At 64.9% G+C, this 18,296-nt stretch carries 9 protein-coding genes; 1 reads left to right on the forward strand and 8 read right to left on the reverse strand.

What is annotated here, in order from left to right; genetic code table 11:
• Positions 1 to 75 precede the first annotated feature (75 nt).
• From CKO27_RS11765 to CKO27_RS11790, 6 genes are all read right to left on the reverse strand, one after another.
• Positions 76 to 5,004, reverse strand: coding sequence for a 2-oxoacid:acceptor oxidoreductase family protein (locus CKO27_RS11765; RefSeq protein ID WP_200375087.1), 4,929 nt, complete (start codon positions 5,002 to 5,004; stop codon positions 76 to 78).
• Positions 5,005 to 5,217: 213 nt separating this feature from the next.
• Positions 5,218 to 6,084, reverse strand: coding sequence for an RnfABCDGE type electron transport complex subunit B (locus tag CKO27_RS11770; protein WP_200375088.1), 867 nt, complete (start codon positions 6,082 to 6,084; stop codon positions 5,218 to 5,220).
• A 344-nt stretch (positions 6,085 to 6,428) separates the two neighbouring features.
• Complete coding sequence (locus CKO27_RS11775; RefSeq protein ID WP_200375089.1) at positions 6,429 to 7,295, reverse strand: COG3904 family protein; 867 nt, start codon at positions 7,293 to 7,295, stop codon at positions 6,429 to 6,431.
• A 41-nt stretch (positions 7,296 to 7,336) separates the two neighbouring features.
• Positions 7,337 to 8,929 carry an imidazole glycerol phosphate synthase subunit HisF gene (hisF, locus tag CKO27_RS11780; RefSeq protein WP_200375090.1) on the reverse strand — a complete coding sequence of 531 codons (1,593 nt, stop codon included), beginning with the start codon at positions 8,927 to 8,929 and terminating at the stop codon, positions 7,337 to 7,339.
• Between the two features lie 99 nt (positions 8,930 to 9,028).
• Positions 9,029 to 9,988 (reverse strand): MerR family transcriptional regulator, encoded by a 960-nt coding sequence (locus CKO27_RS11785; RefSeq protein ID WP_338116002.1) that lies wholly within the window; start codon positions 9,986 to 9,988, stop codon positions 9,029 to 9,031.
• Positions 9,989 to 10,329: 341 nt separating this feature from the next.
• Positions 10,330 to 11,508, reverse strand: a complete 1,179-nt coding sequence (locus CKO27_RS11790) for a ChaN family lipoprotein (RefSeq protein WP_200375092.1) — start codon at positions 11,506 to 11,508, stop codon at positions 10,330 to 10,332.
• Between the two features lie 108 nt (positions 11,509 to 11,616).
• Between CKO27_RS11790 and CKO27_RS11795 the strand changes: the two genes are divergently transcribed.
• Positions 11,617 to 13,737: a M1 family aminopeptidase gene (locus CKO27_RS11795; protein ID WP_200375093.1), complete on the forward strand. Its 2,121-nt coding sequence runs from the start codon at positions 11,617 to 11,619 to the stop codon at positions 13,735 to 13,737.
• A gap of 419 nt (positions 13,738 to 14,156) precedes the next feature.
• On the opposite strand, the gene CKO27_RS11800 is transcribed toward CKO27_RS11795, so the two are convergent.
• Together CKO27_RS11800 and soeC are read right to left on the reverse strand one after the other, a co-directional pair.
• On the reverse strand, positions 14,157 to 16,970 hold the full coding sequence (locus CKO27_RS11800; protein WP_200375094.1) for a PAS domain-containing hybrid sensor histidine kinase/response regulator: 2,814 nt from the start codon (positions 16,968 to 16,970) through the stop codon (positions 14,157 to 14,159).
• Positions 16,971 to 17,298: 328 nt separating this feature from the next.
• Positions 17,299 to 18,276, reverse strand: coding sequence for a sulfite dehydrogenase subunit SoeC (gene soeC / locus CKO27_RS11805; protein WP_200375095.1), 978 nt, complete (start codon positions 18,274 to 18,276; stop codon positions 17,299 to 17,301).
• Positions 18,277 to 18,296: the final 20 nt, after the last annotated feature.

The raw sequence follows: 18,296 nt of genomic DNA on the forward strand, positions 1-18,296 counted from the left end.
CGCGCCCATTCCGCCGGCCCGCGCCCTGGCCGGAGCCTGGACGTAGGCGACGGAGCGAGCCCCGAGCCAGGGTGCCTACTGGTACTTCTCGGCCCGCTTGACCAGCTTATCCAGGCCCGCCTCGGCCGGGTTCCAGGGCATGCCGGGGTGGATGCAGTTGGCGGTGCACTTCTCGGCGGCCTTGACGATGTCCTTGAAGGGACCTGCCTTGGGATCGAGGATCTCGACCTTCTTGTCGCCGTTGTACTTGAAGATCTTGGGATTGATGGTGATGCACTCGTCGCAGGCGGTGCACTCCGGGGTCTCCACCCAGACCGGCTCCCAGCCCTCGGCCGCGCCGTTGCCCGCGCCGTTTGGCTTGGCGTGCGCCGTGCCATTGCCGCCGCTGTTGGCCGGGATGCCGCCCGCGAGCGCGGCGAGCCCGTGGCCGTCGCCGATCGCCATGGCGATGAGGCTGCTGGTGAGCTTCTGGGCCATCTCGGTCTTGGCCTGGTTGCGCACGGCCTCGATGTCGATCTTGTTGAGCTCGCCACAGATGCCGCGTAGCTGGGTCCAGAAACCGCGCCGCTCCTCGCAGCTTTGCACCAGTTCCAGGGCGACCAGTACCCGCATCAGGCGGTTCTTGCCGTCGACACCCCAGATGTAGGGATGCAGACCTTCGCGCTCGTCCTCGGCCAGATCCAGGAACTCGTTGACCGGAACCATGGTGTCGTTCCAGGTCTCGGGCGGCGCCTTGCGGAAGTGCTTACGGAAGCGCCCTTCCATCATGGCGAAGTCGGCGAAGGTGAAAGGCACCTCCATCTCGGCCGGCGCGCCCTTCTCGTTGGTGTATTTCAGGGTCCAACGGATCCAGTCGGCGTCGATGTCGGGGTTACCCTCGACCGAGCAGCACTCCTCGAAGCTGGCGCCCGCGTCCGGGTCATAGCGGAACAGCGGATAGGCGCGCGACTCCACCGCCATGCGGGCGTGCTTCTGCGACATATCGTCGCCGATGCCATGCTCGGGCTGGCAGGAGGTGTAGACGTTGAAGAGGGCCGGGCGGCGCGAGTTGAGACCGTCGATATAGCCTTCCAGCAGATGCGTCATGTGCGAGGCCGAGCTGGTGAGCACGAAGCTGGTGCGGTGCGCCATGCCGATCAGGCCCATCTCCTTACGGATCTCGGTCTTGCCCTTCCACTGCTTGCCGTAGGGCGCCATGTCCGCGACCTGGCCGACGAAGCCGGAGGTACAGGACTGACCGCCGGTGTTGGAATAGCTCTGGGTGTCGAGCACCAGGATCTTGACCGGGGTACCGGACATGAGCGCGCGCGAGAGGTTCTGGAAGCCGATGTCATACATGGCCCCGTCACCGCCGACCGCCACCACCGGCGGACAGAGGCGCCACTCCTCCTCGCTGAAATCCTTCCAGCCGAAGTAGGTCAGGTTGCCGTGAGCATCGGCCGCGTTGAACCGGCCTTCCAGCTCCAGACGCGCCTGACGGATCGCCTTGAAGCCATCGCCCATCTTGCGCATGTGGCCCTCGAAGAGACCCAGCGCCATGGAGGGCGAATCCTGGAACAGATTGTTGGACCAGGGGAAGGGATAGGGGTTGTAGGGGAAGGTCGCGCCCCACACCGAGCTGCACCCGGTGGAGTTGACGATGCCCATGTCCGCGCGCGGCTGGGCGGCGGTGTACTGAGCCTTGAGGTGACGCAGCGCCTCAAGCAGACCCGTGACCCACTTGAGCCACTCGGGATCGACCGGCTGGGCGCGCTTGTCCATCAGCTCGGCGGAGAGACCGGAGAGCGTGAGGTCGCCGTCCTTATGGGTATCCAGCGCCTTGACGATGGCGGCGGAGTTGCTGAGATCCATGCCGGCGGCCAGCTTGAGCCGGATATGCGTCTCCAGACGGTTGATGAGGTCGTCGAGTTCGGCCAGATGACGCTTGACGCGCGGCTGCATCAGGGCGGTCACGGTGGCGGTGAAGAGATGAAGCACCGTCTTCTCGCCGCAGCCCATGCAGGAGCCGTCGCCCGAGACCATCGACTGATAGTTGCTCTTGTCGAGCAGCAGGGTCTCCAGCGCGCCGACCTTGTCGTCCAGATCCTCGATGCGGATGAAATCCGGGTCGGTGGTCGGCAGGTCGAGCCACATCCGCCAGCGGTTCTGCATCTGCTCGATGCTCTCGGGCGTCTGCGGCTCGGCGATCAGGGCGCCGTCGTTACAGACCTCGATGCACTCCATGCAGCCCTTGCAGGTAAAGGGATTGACGGTGATGCTGAACAGCCCGCCGGAGCCCTTCTGCTTCTTCTCGCGGCTGGTCCAGTAGGGCTTGGTGATGGCGAACTGGTAGTCGCCGAGCGCCTGCATCAGCAGACCGAATTCCTTCTCCGCGATCTCCTTCTGCTCCGGCTCGCCGGCGAAGGCGGCCAGGGTCTCCAGCACGGCCTGGTCCATGAGGACGGACAGATCGGCGCTCTCGCCAGCCGCCTCGACCAGTTCGCGCAGACGCTTCTCGACGTTGCGCGTCTCGCGGCGCAGGTGCTGGGTCGGCATGCCTCGCTCGACCCGCGCGATGGCGGTGGCGAAGACGTCCGAAACCTTGTTGACCAGACCGGGAATGGCGCTGTCCGGGCAGACCGAGAAACAGTTTCCGCAGGCGGTGCAGTTCTCGGGCAGGAACTTGGGATAGTCAAAACGGATCTGGGTCATGTCGCGGTAGACGCCGGTGGAGGCCGGCATCAGCGACAGCGCCATGTGCGGGTCGGCGAGGTTGTCGCTACCGCGACCGGAGGCGTAGAAGGCGCCGGTCTGTTCCCAGAAGCGATGCACGTCGGCCACGCCGCCGTCGCCGTGCGGCAGGGCCTTGAGCATGATCGGCAGACCGGGCTCCTTACGGGTCAGCAGTTGACCGGCGACCAGCCCCTTCTCGGTGATCTCGACGATCTCGTCGAAGCCGCGACGCACGATGCGCAGATTGTCCTGCACCACGCGCTCGCCCTTGCCGCCGAACTTGGAGCGCAATTGTTCCTCGATCGAGGCGAACAGACCCTTCTCGTCCAGACCGGCGCGCTCCATCAGCGGGGAGGCGGCGAAGAACGCACCCTGGAAGGCGTTGCCCTGCATGCGGAACTGAAGCTCCGGATTGGACGCCTCCTCGCGAGCGATCTTGAAACCGTCGATATAGAAGACGCGAATCTCCTGATCGACGATGAACTTGCGCGCCGCCGGCGGGAAGCTGGCCCAGACCTGCTCGGCGTTATCCAGGCTGGACTGGATGACGAAGCGACCGCCACGATCGAGACCGGAGAGCGGGTTGGAGTGGGTGAAGACGTTGGGGTCCGGACAGAGGACCACGTCGACATAGGTGTACTCGCAGTTGAGCCGGATCGGCTCGGGCGCGGCGGAGAGGAAATAGGTGGTCGGCTGACCCTTCTTCTCCGAGCCGTACTTGGGATTGGCGCGGATGTCATAACCCAGCAGGTCATAGAGGGTCATGGCCAGGTTCTTGCCCGTGGTCACGGCGCCCCAGCCGCCGACCGAGTGCATGCGCACCGTCACCGCGCCCTTGGGCAGCAGGTTCGGGTTCTCGCTGCCGCGCAGCGACATCTCGCCGATGTTCGGGTAGGCATCGCGCAGACGCTGGACACGGATCTCGTCCTTGGGATCCAGGGCGTCGCGCATGAAGTCGATCGAGAGATAGAAGAACTTGCGGCGCTTGCCCTCGGGCAGCATGTTCTCGACGGTGGCGATCAGCCCCTCGGGCTGGAGATCGCGCGAACCCAGGCCATAGCAGCCGGAGTAGAGACGCGGCATGTCGCCCGACTTGTAGGTCGGATAGCTGGGGAATGGAAGCTCCTCGCCCTTGCCGACCGAGCCGTTCTCAAGGCTCTTGGTCAGCGCCGCGCGGGTCTCGCGCATCAGCGGCAGATCCTCGGCCAGCGGCTGGTCGGTGCGCTCCAGGATGGCGACGCCCTTCTTACCCTGCATCAGACGGCAGATCGCATCGCCCGGAAAGGGGCGGAACATGGTCATGTTGACCACACCGACCTTGAGCTTGCGGGTGGTGCGCAGATAATCGGCCACCGCCTCGGCCTGGGTGACCATGCTGCCTTGACCGACGATCAGATAATCGGCGTCCTCGCAGCGATAGGGCGTGGCGCGATGATAGCGACGGCCGGTCAGGGCATGGAATTCGTCCATGACCTGATCGGCGAACGACTCGATATGGTCGAAGAAATAGGGCCGCTGCGACGCCACCGACTGCATGTAGGCGTCCTGGTTCTGCACCGTGCCGGAGCTGACCGGATTGTCCACGTCCCAGACCAGGGGTACGCGCCGGCGGGTCGCGCCATAGACCAGACGCTGGGACGGGGTCGGACACTCGATGATGTCGTCCGGACGGCCGAGGAATTCCTCGATCAAGGCGCGCTCGGGGACCATCAGCGGCTCGATCAGATGGGTGGTGAGGAAGCCATCCTGACCGACGATCGCGGGGGTCAGGGTCAGCTCGGCGAGCTTGCGGGCGATCAGGTTGAGGTCCGCCGCCTCCTGGGCGTTCTTGCCGAAGACCTGGGAGAAACCCGTATCGTCGATGCAGTGATAGTCGTCGTGCGCGCAGTGGACGTTGAGGCTCGCCTTGGTGATGGCGCGCGAGCCGATGTTGAGCACATAGGGCAGACGCTTGCCGACCGCCGTGTAGAGCGATTCGTGCATGAAGGCCACGCCCTGCGCGGACGAGAAATTGGTCGCGCGCAGACCGGTCATGGCCATGCCGGCGGTCACGGCGGCGGCCGCATGTTCGGACTCGGGCTCGACGAAGAGCAGCGGTTTACCGGAGATGTTGAGATGCCCGTTGGCGATCTCCTCGGCCCAGTATTCGCCCATCTGGGTGGACGGCGTGATCGGATAGGAGCCAGCGGCATCGGAGGCCTCGCGCTCGCACATGATGACGGCGGTGTTGCCGTCCATCGCCATACGGGTGCCAGGGTACTTGAATGGCTTTTCGTCTTTCTTTCCGAACATGGGCCTTCTCTAGTGTTGAATCACCCCTTCGCCACTCTCGGGCCAGGAAGGCGCCAGGGAGGGGAAGGTGTGCTTGTTCGTTATTGATCCAGCGCGGTCGAGGTATCCGTGTCACCGCATCGCTCGCGAGCGATGCGCTCGGCACCAGCCGGGCCATGGACAGGGTTCGATGGCGACATGATCCAGGCCACCGCCCCCGATGCGGCCTGGGCTTCAAGCCACCGGCAACGCCCCCTTACGCAAGACCTTGCGGGCATCGCGCCCCTTCACGACGCTCCCATCCGCTTCCAACCAGACGATCGCGCCGGTCGGGCAGCGCTCGATCGCCACCTTGGAGGCCAGGCTGTTGTTGCCGTAATCGATGATCGCCAGGTTGTCGCGGATCTGGATCAGCCCTTCCGGCGAATCCTGGGCGCAGCGTCCGCAAGCGGTACAGGCGACCTCGCAGTGCTCCTCGGCCTGGTCGCCGAACTCCAGGTTCACGCAGGCCACCCACAGCCGATGGCTGATCGGATGCAGGCTGAACAGATCCTTCGGGCAGACGGTCACGCAGTCACCGCAAGCGGTGCACTTGTCCTCGCTCACCACCGGGATGCCCTGCCGATTCATGCGGATGGCCTCGAACCCGCACACCACCTCGCAATCGCCAAAACCGAGACAGCCCCAGGAGCATCCGCGACCGCCACCCGCGACCAGGGCCGCCGCGCGACAGGACGGGAGACCGCCATAATTGGCCCGCACGTAGGCCACGTTACCGCCCCCGTCGCAGGCCAGGCGCGCCACGCGCTTCTCGCTAGCCCCCAGGTCGACGCCGAGGAAGCTGGCGATGATCTCGTTCATGGACTTGGAATTGACCGTGCACCTGGCGGGCTCGGTCTCTCCGTTGACCAGCTTCTCGGCGAACGGCCGGCAACCCGCGGTCCCGCAAGCGCCACAGTTGGCCATCGGCAACAGGGCCTCGACCTGATCGATCCGCGGATCCTCGAAGACGTACAGCCGCTTGTTCGCGATGACCAGTACGAGGGCGAGCAACAGGCCCAACGCGGTCATGAAACCGACGGCGGTAAAAATGATGGCCATAGACAGCGAATCCAGCGAAGGGCGGTCAGTGAAGCCAGGCGCGCAGGGAAGCGGGTGCCTGCCAAACTCGGGATTTGTGGAGAACGCGACCAGGAAGGCCGTGCCGACGCCACCAGAATCAGGACCGAGTAAGTTTACGGAATTATGATCTATTAATATTAGTAATTATGTAAATCGTGAGTATTTGAAAACGCGGAAGAGCTTGATTGCAAAGCTTTTTAGACGCCATGGACTGGCCAGTTTCAAACGAAGGGGAGGTCTTCTGTCAACCGATTGGTCACGCGACCGTCACAAAGTGCGGAAGGCATCACAAAAACGAGGAAAGCCGGTCGCGACCCCGAGTCTTATTCGAAGCCATCGACCACGCCCGTCACGAGCTTGGTCGCCAGTGCGTCCGACAAGCTGATCAAGAGCACCTGATTGTTCGGGACGGCGGCGGCGGCGATCGCGACATCCGCGTCGACGCCCATTTCGCGCAGATAGAGAAAGGCGTCGGCGACATAGAGCTGACCGCCCTCGTGACTGCTGTAGCGACGCGGAACCTTGCTCTGATGGATCCCGAGCTTGGCCCCGGACGTCACATAGCGTTCGACCCCGCCGGCGAGCACGTCGACGCATGCCGAGGCGCAATAGCCGTCGACGGCGCTCCGCAACCCATTCGCCCGCAGGTAACGGCCCAATTTGCGCGCCTCGTCCACGGATCCGCCCGGACTGTTGATGACCAGCCCGATCGCCTTGCGCCGGCGCAGATCGGCGATGGTGCGCTGGGCGAATCCAGGCACGATCTCGACGTTGTCGATGCGCAGCCAGGCGGTCCGCAGCCTTCCATCGGACTCGAAACGCACCAGGGCGGGCGCGATCCCCGTCAGGTCCGCGAGACGCTGACAGGCATCCACCGCGCGAACGACGAGATCGGATGGACGCCGCTCGTATTCCCGAACCATTTGATTGGCGCGCTCGACGATGGTCGTGATCGCGAGACCGTATTTATCCGCCGCGATGATCACGGTGGCATCCGTCACCGCCACATCGTTGGTTTGGCCCACGCGCAGCAGATGACAGGAGGCGACGGTCGACAACAGCTCGCCCGGCCCCAGGCTGGCCGACCCGACCGCGCCGGTCGATTCGCCGCCACGATCGACGGACGCGCAGCCGGCGAGCGCGAGGAGCAGGAGCGGAAGAGCGGCAAGAGTCGCTACCGGCGTTGGCATGTTCGGTTACCCTGGAAATCGCGCCACGCGCGCCTGGCGCCTCAGGTCCGGATCTCGATCCCCTGCTCGCGCAGATAGGATTTGACGGCCTGGATCGGCACCTCGCGACGGTGGAAGATGCCGGCGGCCAGGGCGGCCTCGACTCCGGTCGCGGCGAATACCTCGGAGAAATGCTCCAGGCAGCCGGCGCCGCTGGAGGCGATCACCGGAATGCCGACGGCCGCGCGCACGGACCGCACGAGTTCCAGATCGAAGCCGGCCCCGGTGCCGTCGCGGTCGATCGAGTTCAGCAGGATCTCACCCGCCCCCAGATCCTCGCAGGCACGGGCTAGCTCGACCACGTCGACATCGCGTCCCTCGCGCCCACCCTTGATGGTGCACTGGAACCAGCAGTAAGGCTCGCCGTTCGGACCGGGCGTGACCGTCTCGACGACGGGATGGCGGGTCGCCTCGGCTGAGTCGACATAGACACGGCGCGGATCGATCGAAATGACCACGGCCTGGTTGCCATAGACCTCGGCGATCCGCTCGATGGCCGTGGAGCCATCCTTCGCGCCTCCGCGCGCCAGATAGGCTTCGACCGCCTCGACCGCGTCCGAGCCGATGGAGATCTTGTCCGCGCCGGCGCGGAAATAGGCGTTGGCGACATCCAGGGCCGAGTAGTGCCGGCTATCGCCATCGGTGAAGGCGCGAATCCCGCCGCCGATGGTCAGCGGCACGAAGACCTGCTCGGAGGTGCGTTGCAGCACCTCCAGCATGGGCTGGTCGGACAGCGGAAAGTCGCGGAAGCCGGTGATGTTGAGGAAGGTGATCTCGTCGGCGCCCTCCTCGTAATAGCGCTGGGCCAGTTCCACCGGCTTACCCAGATTGCGGACCTCTCCAGCCTCGCGCACGTCGTATTGATCGCCCTTGGTGACCACCAGATCGCCCGCGTCGTTGGCGCGCACGTCCAGACAGGCGATGATCCGCTTGGCGAAACGGGTCGGCTCGGCGCGCGAGGCCCAGCCCGCGACCGGAGCGCCGCCCTCCTCCCCGGCCAGGAAGTGGCGCAGCAGCCGCAGCCCGGCCGCGCCGCTCTTCTCCGGATGGAACTGCACGGCTCCGACCCGGCCCTTCTGGACCGCGCTCAGGAAGGGCGCACCATAGTCCGTGGTCGCCAGACACCAGTCGGCGTTCTCGGGATTCGGCTCGGCGCGGTAGGAGTGGACGAAGTAGAGCTTCTCGCCCGCATAGTCGGCGAAGAGTGGCGACTCGCGCTCGACCCGCGCGTCGTTCCAGCCCATGTGCGGAATCGAAAGGCCGGGCGCCTCGAAACGACGGATCCGACCGGGAATCAGACCCAGCCCCGCGACCCCTGGTGACTCGTCGCTGCCCTCGAACAGGGCCTGGAGCCCGATACAGATTCCGAGATAGGGCCGACCCGCCGCCAGGTACTCCTTGAGCGGCTCGACATAGCCCAAGCCTCGCAGACGCTCCATCGCCGCGCCGAAGGCGCCGACCCCCGGAAAGATGAGCCGCTCGGCCTTGAGGATGTCCTCGGGACGCTCGATTTCGGTGAGCCTGAACCCAAGGGCGTGAATAGCGTTGCGCAGACTGCGGACATTGCCCGCGCCATAGTCCAGGAGCGAAATCATATCAGTCGAATCCGAGGGGAGCGGTGAGTGACCCCGGCGTCGAACGCTGGGATCGGACAGGAGTTTCGGTATTCTAGCGCCAACGGTGGTCTTCTGGATTCAGTCTTTGCCGTCGACGTCCAGTCCCGACGCGCGCGCGGCGCGCTCAAGCGCGAGTTCCAGCAGGGCTCGCGCGCGGGCCGCGCAGGCGTGGAGATAGGTCTCTAAGGCCGATTCATCGGGGGCGCGGATCGCGCATTCCCCGGTGAAGGACTCGAAGGCCGCCAGGGTGGCGACCAGATCGACCAGAGGCCCTGAACATTCGCAGTCCCCCGATCCGGCCGCCGCCGCCAGGCGCGCCAGATCGACGTCGGAAAAGCGTCGCCGGGGCAGGAGCACGCCCATCCCGCCAGCCGAATCATCCTCCAGGGCGCAAGCCCAGGGTTGCGCGCGCGCGGACAGGCACCAGGCCGACAGCTCGCGGCTATCCACCGGCGCCCGCCGCGTCATCATTCGGGGCGAGTCGAGCGATTCGACCACCGACCGACTCGCGAAGCCGTAGATCAGAATGGCGCGCGCGGCCCGCGAATGCGCGAACAGGCGGCGGATCTCCGGGATCTGATCGCCGTGGATGGTGGGGAACTCAAACACCGCCACGTCCGGGGTCGGATCGAAGGAGGCCGCGAGGAAGTCCTCCGTCGAGGAGAAGAAGCCAGTGAATTCCAGTCCCGCCAGTGTCCCCGCCTCCTGGCGGAGCCGAGCCGCCAGATAGGGGCCCCGGACCACGACCTGGCAGGGTCTCTCGGACATGGCCAGGCGCTCGGGCAGATCCGCGCCGCGCATCCGCTCACGCAGACCCTCCAGGGTCAGATTCGCCACGCGGCTGATGGCGTCACCGCGATCCACCAGTCGCTTGATCAGGGTCAGACGCCCGACATCCTCCGAGGCATAGAGGCGCGTGCCGGCGTCGGATCGGACCGGAATCACCGCGTGATAGCGGCGCTCCCAGACCCGCAAGGTATCCGCGGGAACGCCCGTGAGGCGTGAAACGGAGCCGATCCGGTAGGTCTGTCCGGACACCAAAGAATCCTGATCGCTCAACTGCTCACCCTCTCGGATAGGTCGCTCGATGATTACCCAACCGAGGGTATGGGTTCGGCACCCGCGCCACGCAAGCCATGCCGATGGAATTTGCCGCCATGGCGGATTTTCCGACCCGACCAACGATCCGCTGGTTTTTCAGTCCGTTACCTTAGGCGGTTTCCGGGAACGTCCATACCCGACCGAAAGCTCCGGAATGGGACAGGATTAACAGGATTCTTCAAGATTTACAGGATTAAAAACAGAGTCTTATAAAACCCTGTCAATCCTGCGAAATCCTGTTAATCCTGTCTATGATCGGGCGGATCGGATGTCGCGGGTCAACGCAGCTCCACCTCAAGGGTCAGGCGCTCCTCGGCGCCGATGAGTCGGTTGCGCGCGACCTCGACGGGAACGGTCCGACCCGGTCGCGCGTCCATCAGGGCGATCCGGATGTCGGCGTAACTCCTGATCGGCTGGTCGTCGACCCGCAGGATCCGATCGCCCGCGCGCAGACCCGCCGCCTTGGCGCCGCTGTCGTCGGCCAGTCCATCCACCAGCAGGCCCTCCCCCGTCATATCGCTGTTCAGCATGACGCCCAGCTTACCCGACGGGGGCAGCTCGGCCGACTGGGGGTAGAGAAAGAAATCGGCCGCCGCGGGATCCGGGGTACGCTGGTTACCGTTGAGCAGGATGGCCATCGGGACCGGCTGGCGGCGCATGAGCCGTTTCGGGATTCCCTGTCCGTACTCGACATGACCGCCGCCGCTGATCACCACCAGGGTCCGCTCCGGGTGCTCGGCCAGATAGCGGGCGGCGCGCTCCGCCATGCCCTCGTCCCAAAGCAGCTGAACGTCCAGGAAGTGCTCGAAATTGGCCTGCTGCTCGGTGGGATGATGCTTGAAGATGGCCTCGATCCGCGCCCGATAGGCCAGATTCTCGCGGTCGATCTCGGCCGGGATCCGCGCCCGCTCTTCCTCGCTCAGGCCACCGATGCCGCTGTCGCCCACCTTGCGGGTCAGCTCGGATTCCAGATTCAGGGCGATCACGGGGATCCCGCGCTCACGGGCGAAGTGGAGAATCGGGCGATAGAGCCGATAGTCGAAACGCCAGCGGTCGAAGTATTGGGTGCGCCGCAGAAAGTCCGGCTCGTCGATCTCGCCGGCGAGATAGGCGTCGATATCCGCTTGATAGGGTTGCTGGAACATCTCCAGGCCGATCGCCAGCGACTTGCCTCGCGCGTGCAGACCCTGAATGACCGCGAGCTGGTTGAGATGGTCCTCGTAGCGGTCGTGGTGCTCGCCGACGAAGATGACGCGCCGATCCGCCAGGCGGTCGATCAGGGACTCGATGTCGGTGAGCAAGGACGCCTCCAGAACCCTGGTCGGGTTGTCCTGGGGCGCGAGTGCCCCACCTTGGGAAGCGGGTCCGTCGTTGGAAACAGGCTCCGCCAGGAGCGACGCGCCGGCGCCGGTCAAGATGGCCGCCAGGGCCAGGGCTGCATGCTGTCGATACGACATCGGATCTCCTCGTCGTCGTGGAGCCGGAAGGCCCAGGTGTCCGGACGCCGCCAGAGGACGTCCCGCTCGTTCATTCTCCGACCATCAAACCGCCGGGAACGCTTCCAAATGTCCAGTTTCAGCGTCTCGCTCGATCCATCGCCGACCAGCCGGTCGCGCCGCGACGCCGACCATCGTCGGCACGCCTCCTGGTGGCTCCTGGCCCTGGCGCTGCTAATGCCCGGTCATTCGCCAGCCTCCGATCCGCTGATCCATCATCGTCTCGAGGTCCAGATCGATCCCGAGACCGGCGTCCTCAAGGTCCAGGACCAGATGCGGCTTCCCGAGGGAAAAAGCGAGTGGACCCTGCTCCTGCACGGCGGCATGAATCCGGAAATCATCGCCGGCGACGCCAGACTCAAGAAGATCGGCGATCTGGGACATCTGACGCGCTACCAACTGCGCACGGACGCGACCGCCGGCTCACTGACCCTCGCCTACCAGGGACGCATCCGTCACGATCTGGAGCGGATCGATGAAAGCCTGGGGCGCGCGCGTCAGTGGTCGCTCGGGACCATCGCCCCGGATGGCGTCTTTCTCGACGGCAACAGCGGCTGGTATCCGCGCCTGCCGGGCACCTTGCAAGCCTTCGATCTCGACATCCAACTTCCCAAGGGCTGGGCGGCGATCTCGCAAGGCGCGGGCTCGACCGATCCCGACGGGGGTCGCGCCCATTGGGCGGAATCCCATCCCCAGGACGACATCTATCTGATCGCCGGCGCCTTCCGGATCTATCGCAAGACGAGCGATGGATTCGAGGCGCAGGTCTATCTGCGCGAGCCGGACGCCGAGCTGGCCGAACGTTACCTGGAGGCGACGCTCAAGTACCTCGGCTTCTACTCCGATCTGATCGGCCCCTACCCCTTCGCCAAATTCGCCCTGATCGAGAACTTCTGGGAGTCCGGCTATGGCATGCCCTCCTTCACCCTGCTGGGTTCCAGCGTCATTCGCATGCCCTTCATCCTCCAGACCTCCTATCCCCACGAAATCCTGCACAACTGGTGGGGCAATGGGGTCTACGTCGATTACGACTCGGGCAACTGGAGCGAGGGACTCACCTATTATCTGGCCGATTACTGGCTGATGGAGCAGGACGGTCGGGGCACCGAGGGGCGTCGCGACATGCTCAAGACCTACGCGGACCATGTGCGCCAGGATAAGGACTTCCCCCTGGTGGACTTCACCCAACGCCATGGGTCGGATTCACAGGCGATCGGCTACGGCAAGGCGGCGATGTTTTTCCACATGCTGCGACGGGAGCTGGGCGACGACGCCTTCCGGCAGGGTCTGCGACGCTTCCATGCCGACAACCGCTTCCGGTCGGCCGGTTACGCGGATCTGCGCCACGCCTTCGAGGCCACCAGCGGCCGCGATCTGAGCCGACTCTTCGAGGCCTGGACGCAACGGACCGGCGCGCCGAGGCTCTCGCTGGAGGCCGTCCAACTGACTCCGTCGGGCGACGGCGTCAAGGTCACCGGGCGCATCGGGCAGACCCAATCGGATCCGTCCTTCCCACTGCGGATTCCGGTCGCGGTCGATCTGGTCTCGGGCGGGTCCAGGGTCATCCTGGTCGAGAGCGACGCCCGCGAGACCCCGTTCGATCTGGATCTCGACTCGCCACCCAGTCGACTGCGGGTCGACCCCGAGTTCGATCTCTTTCGGGAGCTGGCGCCGGGTGAGACGCCGGTGGCGCTCGGCAACCTTTTCGGATCCGACCAGGGCCTGATTCTGCTGCCATCCGAGGCCCCCGCCGCCCTCGGGCCGGGTTATCGACAACTCGCCGAGCGCTGGCGGCAGGGACATCCGAACTGGCGGATTCATGACGACGCGGAATTCAGCGAGTTGCCGACCGACCGGCCGGTATGGCTGCTTGGCTGGGAGAACCGCCATCTCGACGGCTTCGCGCGCGACGCGACCGATTTCGCTCTGGATGCCAGCGCCCACCGGCTAACCCTGGCGGGCATCGAACTGGACCCGGCGCGCGAAAGCCCGGTCCTGACCCGCTGGCGGGACCGACAGCCACTGGCCTGGATGGCGACGACCGATCCCCAAGCCTTGCCGGCGCTGGCGCGTAAGCTGCCCCACTATGGCAAGTACAGCTATCTGGTCTTCAGCGGTCCCGAGGCGACCAACCGGCTCAAGGGGCCATGGCCATCGGGTGATTCCAACCTGGTCCACGCCTTCGAGTGAGAGGTCGTGAAACGACTCAACCCGGCCAGGGCTCGACCCGTGGATGGGCCGCCGTAGGATGGGCAGAGCGAGAGCGATGCCCATCTTTCAAGCCACTGTGAATTCAGGATTGCGCCGGATGACATCGGCAGGGTTCGATGGGCCTCGCGGCGCCGGGAAAGTCCATACCCAGCCTAAAGCTCCGGAAATGGACAGGGTTTACAGGATTCTTCAAGATTTACAGGATTAAAAACAGAGCGTTAAAAATCCTGTCAATCCTGCGAAATCCTGTTAATCCTGTCTATGACGAGGCGGATCTCGGGTACAAGGTTTCCCGGAAATCACCTTGAGCCTCGGAGCGTACAGGATGGGCATCGCTGCGCTCTGCCCATCCTACGAGGGTTTTTCACAAGCTCCGAGGCGCCCAGGGCCTCACTCGCTCATCCCGAGGCCTCGGATCCGATTGCCTCCAGCAATTCGGCCTGGGCCGCCTGCGCCTCGGCGAGCCAGGTTTCGAACTGGATCGTCGATGGCGGATCGCGCAAGCCGGCGATCAACTCGGTCATCAGGGATTGAATCCGCGCGAAACCCAGCGTGCCCGCCACCCCTTTCAAGGCATGCGCCACGCGATAGGCGCCTTCCAGGTCGCCTTCGGCCAGCATATCGCGCAACCGCCGCACGTCATCGGCATGGTGTTGAACATACTTGCGAAGGATCCGCGCATAGAGATCCAGTTCGCCATTCAGGTTACCCAGACCGAAAGCCACGTCAACGCCGGCGAGGTTCGCGAGTCGCGTCACCCTGGACTCGGGCGAGCCCACCTCGACCGGCGTTGGCTGGGTCGGAGTGAAGCGAGGCGGTTGTGCCCTGGCCAGTGTCTTGGATAGCCACTCCAACAAGACGGAATAGAGATGTCGCGGATCGACCGGCTTGGGGATGTGATCATCCATGCCCTCGCTCAGACAATAGCGACGCTCGTCCTCGAAGGCATTGGCGGTCATCGCCAGAATGGGACAGGGCACCCAGGCGCGCCGCGCGCGCAGGATCCGGGTCGCTTGCAGCCCATCCAGCTCCGGCATCTGAATATCCATCAGGATCAAGGCGTAGGGATTGCGGCACGCCATCTCGACCGCCTGCCTCCCGGAGCTGGCGAGATCGACACGCAGCCCGACGATGTTCAGCAGGCGGCTGATCACCTCCTGATTGATCGCGTTGTCCTCGGCGACCAGGATGCGGGCGCCGGCGAATCCCTCGGCCAGACGCCGCTCGGCCTCTTGCCGCGTTGGCGGCGGCGAGGCCGACTCAGGCAGGTTGGAAGCGGAGCCCCTGCCGATCCGCGCCGTGAGCCAGAAACGGCTGCCCTGGCCGGGCTCGCTCTCGGCTCCGATCTCGCCGCCCATGAGTTCGGCCAGCCGACGGGTGATGACCAGGCCAAGTCCCGTACCCGCGTAGCGGCGCGTGGATGAGTTGTCGACCTGGGAAAAGGGCTGGAACAGGCGCGCGAGATCCTCGGCGGCGATGCCGACCCCCGTGTCGATGACCTCGAAACGGAGCAACAGATCGGCCTGGGTCTCCTCCAGTACTTGGACCTGGAGCCTGATGCTACCGCTGTCGGTAAACTTGATGGCGTTGGAGAGGTAATTGAGCAAGGCTTGACGCAGACGTGTCTGATCCCCGCGCAGCACCGGCGGGAGCGGATCGGTGACGCAGGAGAAATCCAGCCCCTTGGCCTGGAGCTGTCCCTGAATCAGTGATTCAAGCGGCTTGAGGAGATCCGTCACGCGGAAATCATCGGCTTGCAGCGTGAACCGGCCCGCCTCGATCTTGGAGACATCCAGGATATCGTTGATGATCGACAGCAGATGATTGGCCGAGTGATCGATCTTGCCCAGGATCTCGCGCTCCTTGGTCGACGCCAGGTCGCGATCGAGCAGATAGGTCAGCCCCAGAATGGCATTCATCGGGGTGCGGATCTCGTGGCTCATGTTGGCGAGGAAGGCGCTCTTGGCCTGGCTCGCCGCCTCGGCCTCCAGACGTGCCTCGGACAATTGGGCCGTGCGCTCGGCGACCAGATCCTCGAGATGCGCGCGGTAATGCGCCAGTTCCTCGGCGATCCGCTTCTTCTCGGTGATGTCCTCCTTGACCGCCACGTAATGCGTGATGCGACCATCCGCCTGGCGGATCGGCGTGATCACGGCCATCTCGATGAACTGGCGACCGTCCGCGCGCTGGTTGATCAGCTCCCCGCGCCAAGCCTGTCCGCCGACCAGGGTGGCCCAGAGATCCGCGTAGGTCGCCGCCGGTGTCCGGCCGGATTTCAGCAGGCGCGGATTCTCGCCGATGACGGCGGCCCGAGCGTAACCGCTGGTGCGCGCGAAGGCTTCGTTCACGTACTCGATCCGGCCATCCAGGTCGGTGATGACGACGCTCTCCGGACTCTGCTCGACCGCCAGGGACAGCTTGCGAATCCGATCTTCCGCCGCCTTGCGTTCGGTGAGATCGATATCCACGCAATACATCTGTGGCTCGCCATCGGGTCCCCGCAAGAGCACATGACTGGAGAAGACATGGGCCGGAGAGCCATCGGCCCGTCTGAGCGTCAACTCCCCGGCCGGGACGCCAGGACCGCCGTTGACCCAGGCATCCACCGCGCCGATCACCCCCTCGCGCATTGGGTCGGGGATGATCAGATCCTCGAGCTGGCGCCCCAGCGCCTCCTCGGCCCTGTAACCGTAGAGCACCGTGCTCGCGGCATTCCAATAGATGAGCTTGCGGTCACGGTCGTACCCCTGGACCGAGACCGAGTCGATCTGGTCGAACAGCTGGTGGAAGCGGGTTTCGTTGTCGCGGGACTGATCGGCCGACCACCAATGCGCCGTGATATCGCGCGCGCTGACCAGGACGGCCCGGAGTCGACCCGAGGCATCGAGCATGGGCGCGTGAACGATTTCAAGGTAGCGAACCGCGCCAGACCCTGGCACCGGCAACGCCTGGACATGGCGCCGCTGCGCGAGAGCGGCGATGACCTCCCGCTCATGTGCCGCGCAGTCGGCGGCGACGGACGGGGGAAGCACATCGGCGTCGGTATGCCCGATGACATCCGCCCTGGACGTCGCGAAGCAACGCTCGAAGGCGGCGTTGCAGAATCGATAGACACCTTCCGGATCCTTGACCCACACAGGATCGGGAAGCGCGTCGAGCAGGGTTTCCGCCGGAAGCTGGCTCGTCCAATCGCCACTCGATATCGCATCCATCGCGTGCTCTTCGTCCTCGCGGGAAAGCCATGGAAAGGCCGGGGGATCCAGGGGCCGACAGCCCGACCATTCCCGCCGACTCAGGTATCAGGAACGGCTCCGTGGCTCCAGCGAAACGCCAGGGAGGCGACCCCAACTCTATCGAACCAGTCTAGCAAACCGACCGGAATAGCCGGCGCGGCTCAATCAGCGCAAGCATAGCCTGACAGATCCACCCTTGCTCGACAGCGAAATCGATCACCCTTCGTGAGGCGGCGATGACCGGGAGATCATGGGGAACTGTCGCGCGAGGATCCCGCGCGACGGGAGCGGAATTGGAGCGAGAGACTCAGGCCACCGACTGGTAGTAGAGGTTCTGCGGGTGCCGGGCCTCGGCGAAGAAGGACCAACGCTCGGCCAGCAGCCCGATGAACTGAGCGAAGAAGGCGGCGATCGGAAGGCTCTGGGACTCGGTGACATAGGCCGCGCCGATCAAGAGCATGGGGATCGGAAAGACCAGAATCAGATACAGATAGCGCACGGTATCGACGACCGCCTGACTTTGGCCGTGGAAGAATTCCCGCGTATTGAAGCTACCGCCGGTGGCGCCCTGGGCCTTCTGGAACAGAACCCTGTGACGCACGCCGATCGCGGTCTGCACCGTGCTCTTGTGCTTGAGATGCGCGTTGCGCGACAGATGAGCCAGCCGGGAGGCCAGACCGGCAAGGGTCAGGATAACCGCCCAGGTTCCGAAAAAGGTCACCAGCGGATTGCCGATATAGGCGGAATAAGCGGCGGCGAGCATGAAGCCGGAGGCCGCGCCCAGAAAGATGAAATTGCTGACCGTCAGGGGCGTGTGCCATTCCTGCAGGAACTTGACGCCCGCGTAGATCATGGCGGTGCAGACGAAGAGCGCCAGGCTGGCCAGCGTGCCCAGGAGACCCAGCAGCAGGGTCGAGTCCACCTGAAGCGCCGCGCCCAGTTGGAACAGCGGGGTCGTCCACTCCATCCAGTGCGCGACGGCATAGGCGAAGACCAGGGCCATGACGATGGGCAGAACGATGACCTCGCGCGACAGCCAGGAGGTTCGCCACATCGCCGCCGCGCGCCAGGCACGCTCGGGCCGGCCCAGGTGGAAAAAGGACGCGACCAGTCCGGCGATCAGGAGTACCAGGGCCACCAGACTGCCGATGGCGTAGAACTGATCCTCCTGAACTGGCAGAAAACGCGCGACCGCGTAGAGCTGGCCCGTGACCATCGCCAGATACAGACCCTGGCCGGCACCGAGCAGCGTGGTCAGGAAGATGACGGAGAAGGCTGGATGCATGGGAAAGTTTCCAGTTGTCA

The organism is Thiocystis violacea, assembly GCF_016583575.1.
GTDB classification, from domain to species: Bacteria; Pseudomonadota; Gammaproteobacteria; order Chromatiales; family Chromatiaceae; genus Thiocystis; species Thiocystis violacea.

What these genes read in the sequence shown, in the direction of transcription:
- CKO27_RS11765 (WP_200375087.1), bottom strand. Translation starts at nt 5,004, where the DNA reads ATGTTCGGAAAGAAAGACGAAAAGCCATTCAAGTACCCTGGCACCCGT.
- CKO27_RS11770 (WP_200375088.1), bottom strand. Translation starts at nt 6,084, where the DNA reads ATGGCCATCATTTTTACCGCCGTCGGTTTCATGACCGCGTTGGGCCTG.
- CKO27_RS11775 (WP_200375089.1), bottom strand. Translation starts at nt 7,295, where the DNA reads ATGCCAACGCCGGTAGCGACTCTTGCCGCTCTTCCGCTCCTGCTCCTC.
- hisF (WP_200375090.1), bottom strand. Translation starts at nt 8,929, where the DNA reads ATGATTTCGCTCCTGGACTATGGCGCGGGCAATGTCCGCAGTCTGCGC.
- CKO27_RS11790 (WP_200375092.1), bottom strand. Translation starts at nt 11,508, where the DNA reads ATGTCGTATCGACAGCATGCAGCCCTGGCCCTGGCGGCCATCTTGACC.
- CKO27_RS11795 (WP_200375093.1), top strand. Translation starts at nt 11,617, where the DNA reads ATGTCCAGTTTCAGCGTCTCGCTCGATCCATCGCCGACCAGCCGGTCG.
- CKO27_RS11800 (WP_200375094.1), bottom strand. Translation starts at nt 16,970, where the DNA reads ATGGATGCGATATCGAGTGGCGATTGGACGAGCCAGCTTCCGGCGGAA.
- soeC (WP_200375095.1), bottom strand. Translation starts at nt 18,276, where the DNA reads ATGCATCCAGCCTTCTCCGTCATCTTCCTGACCACGCTGCTCGGTGCC.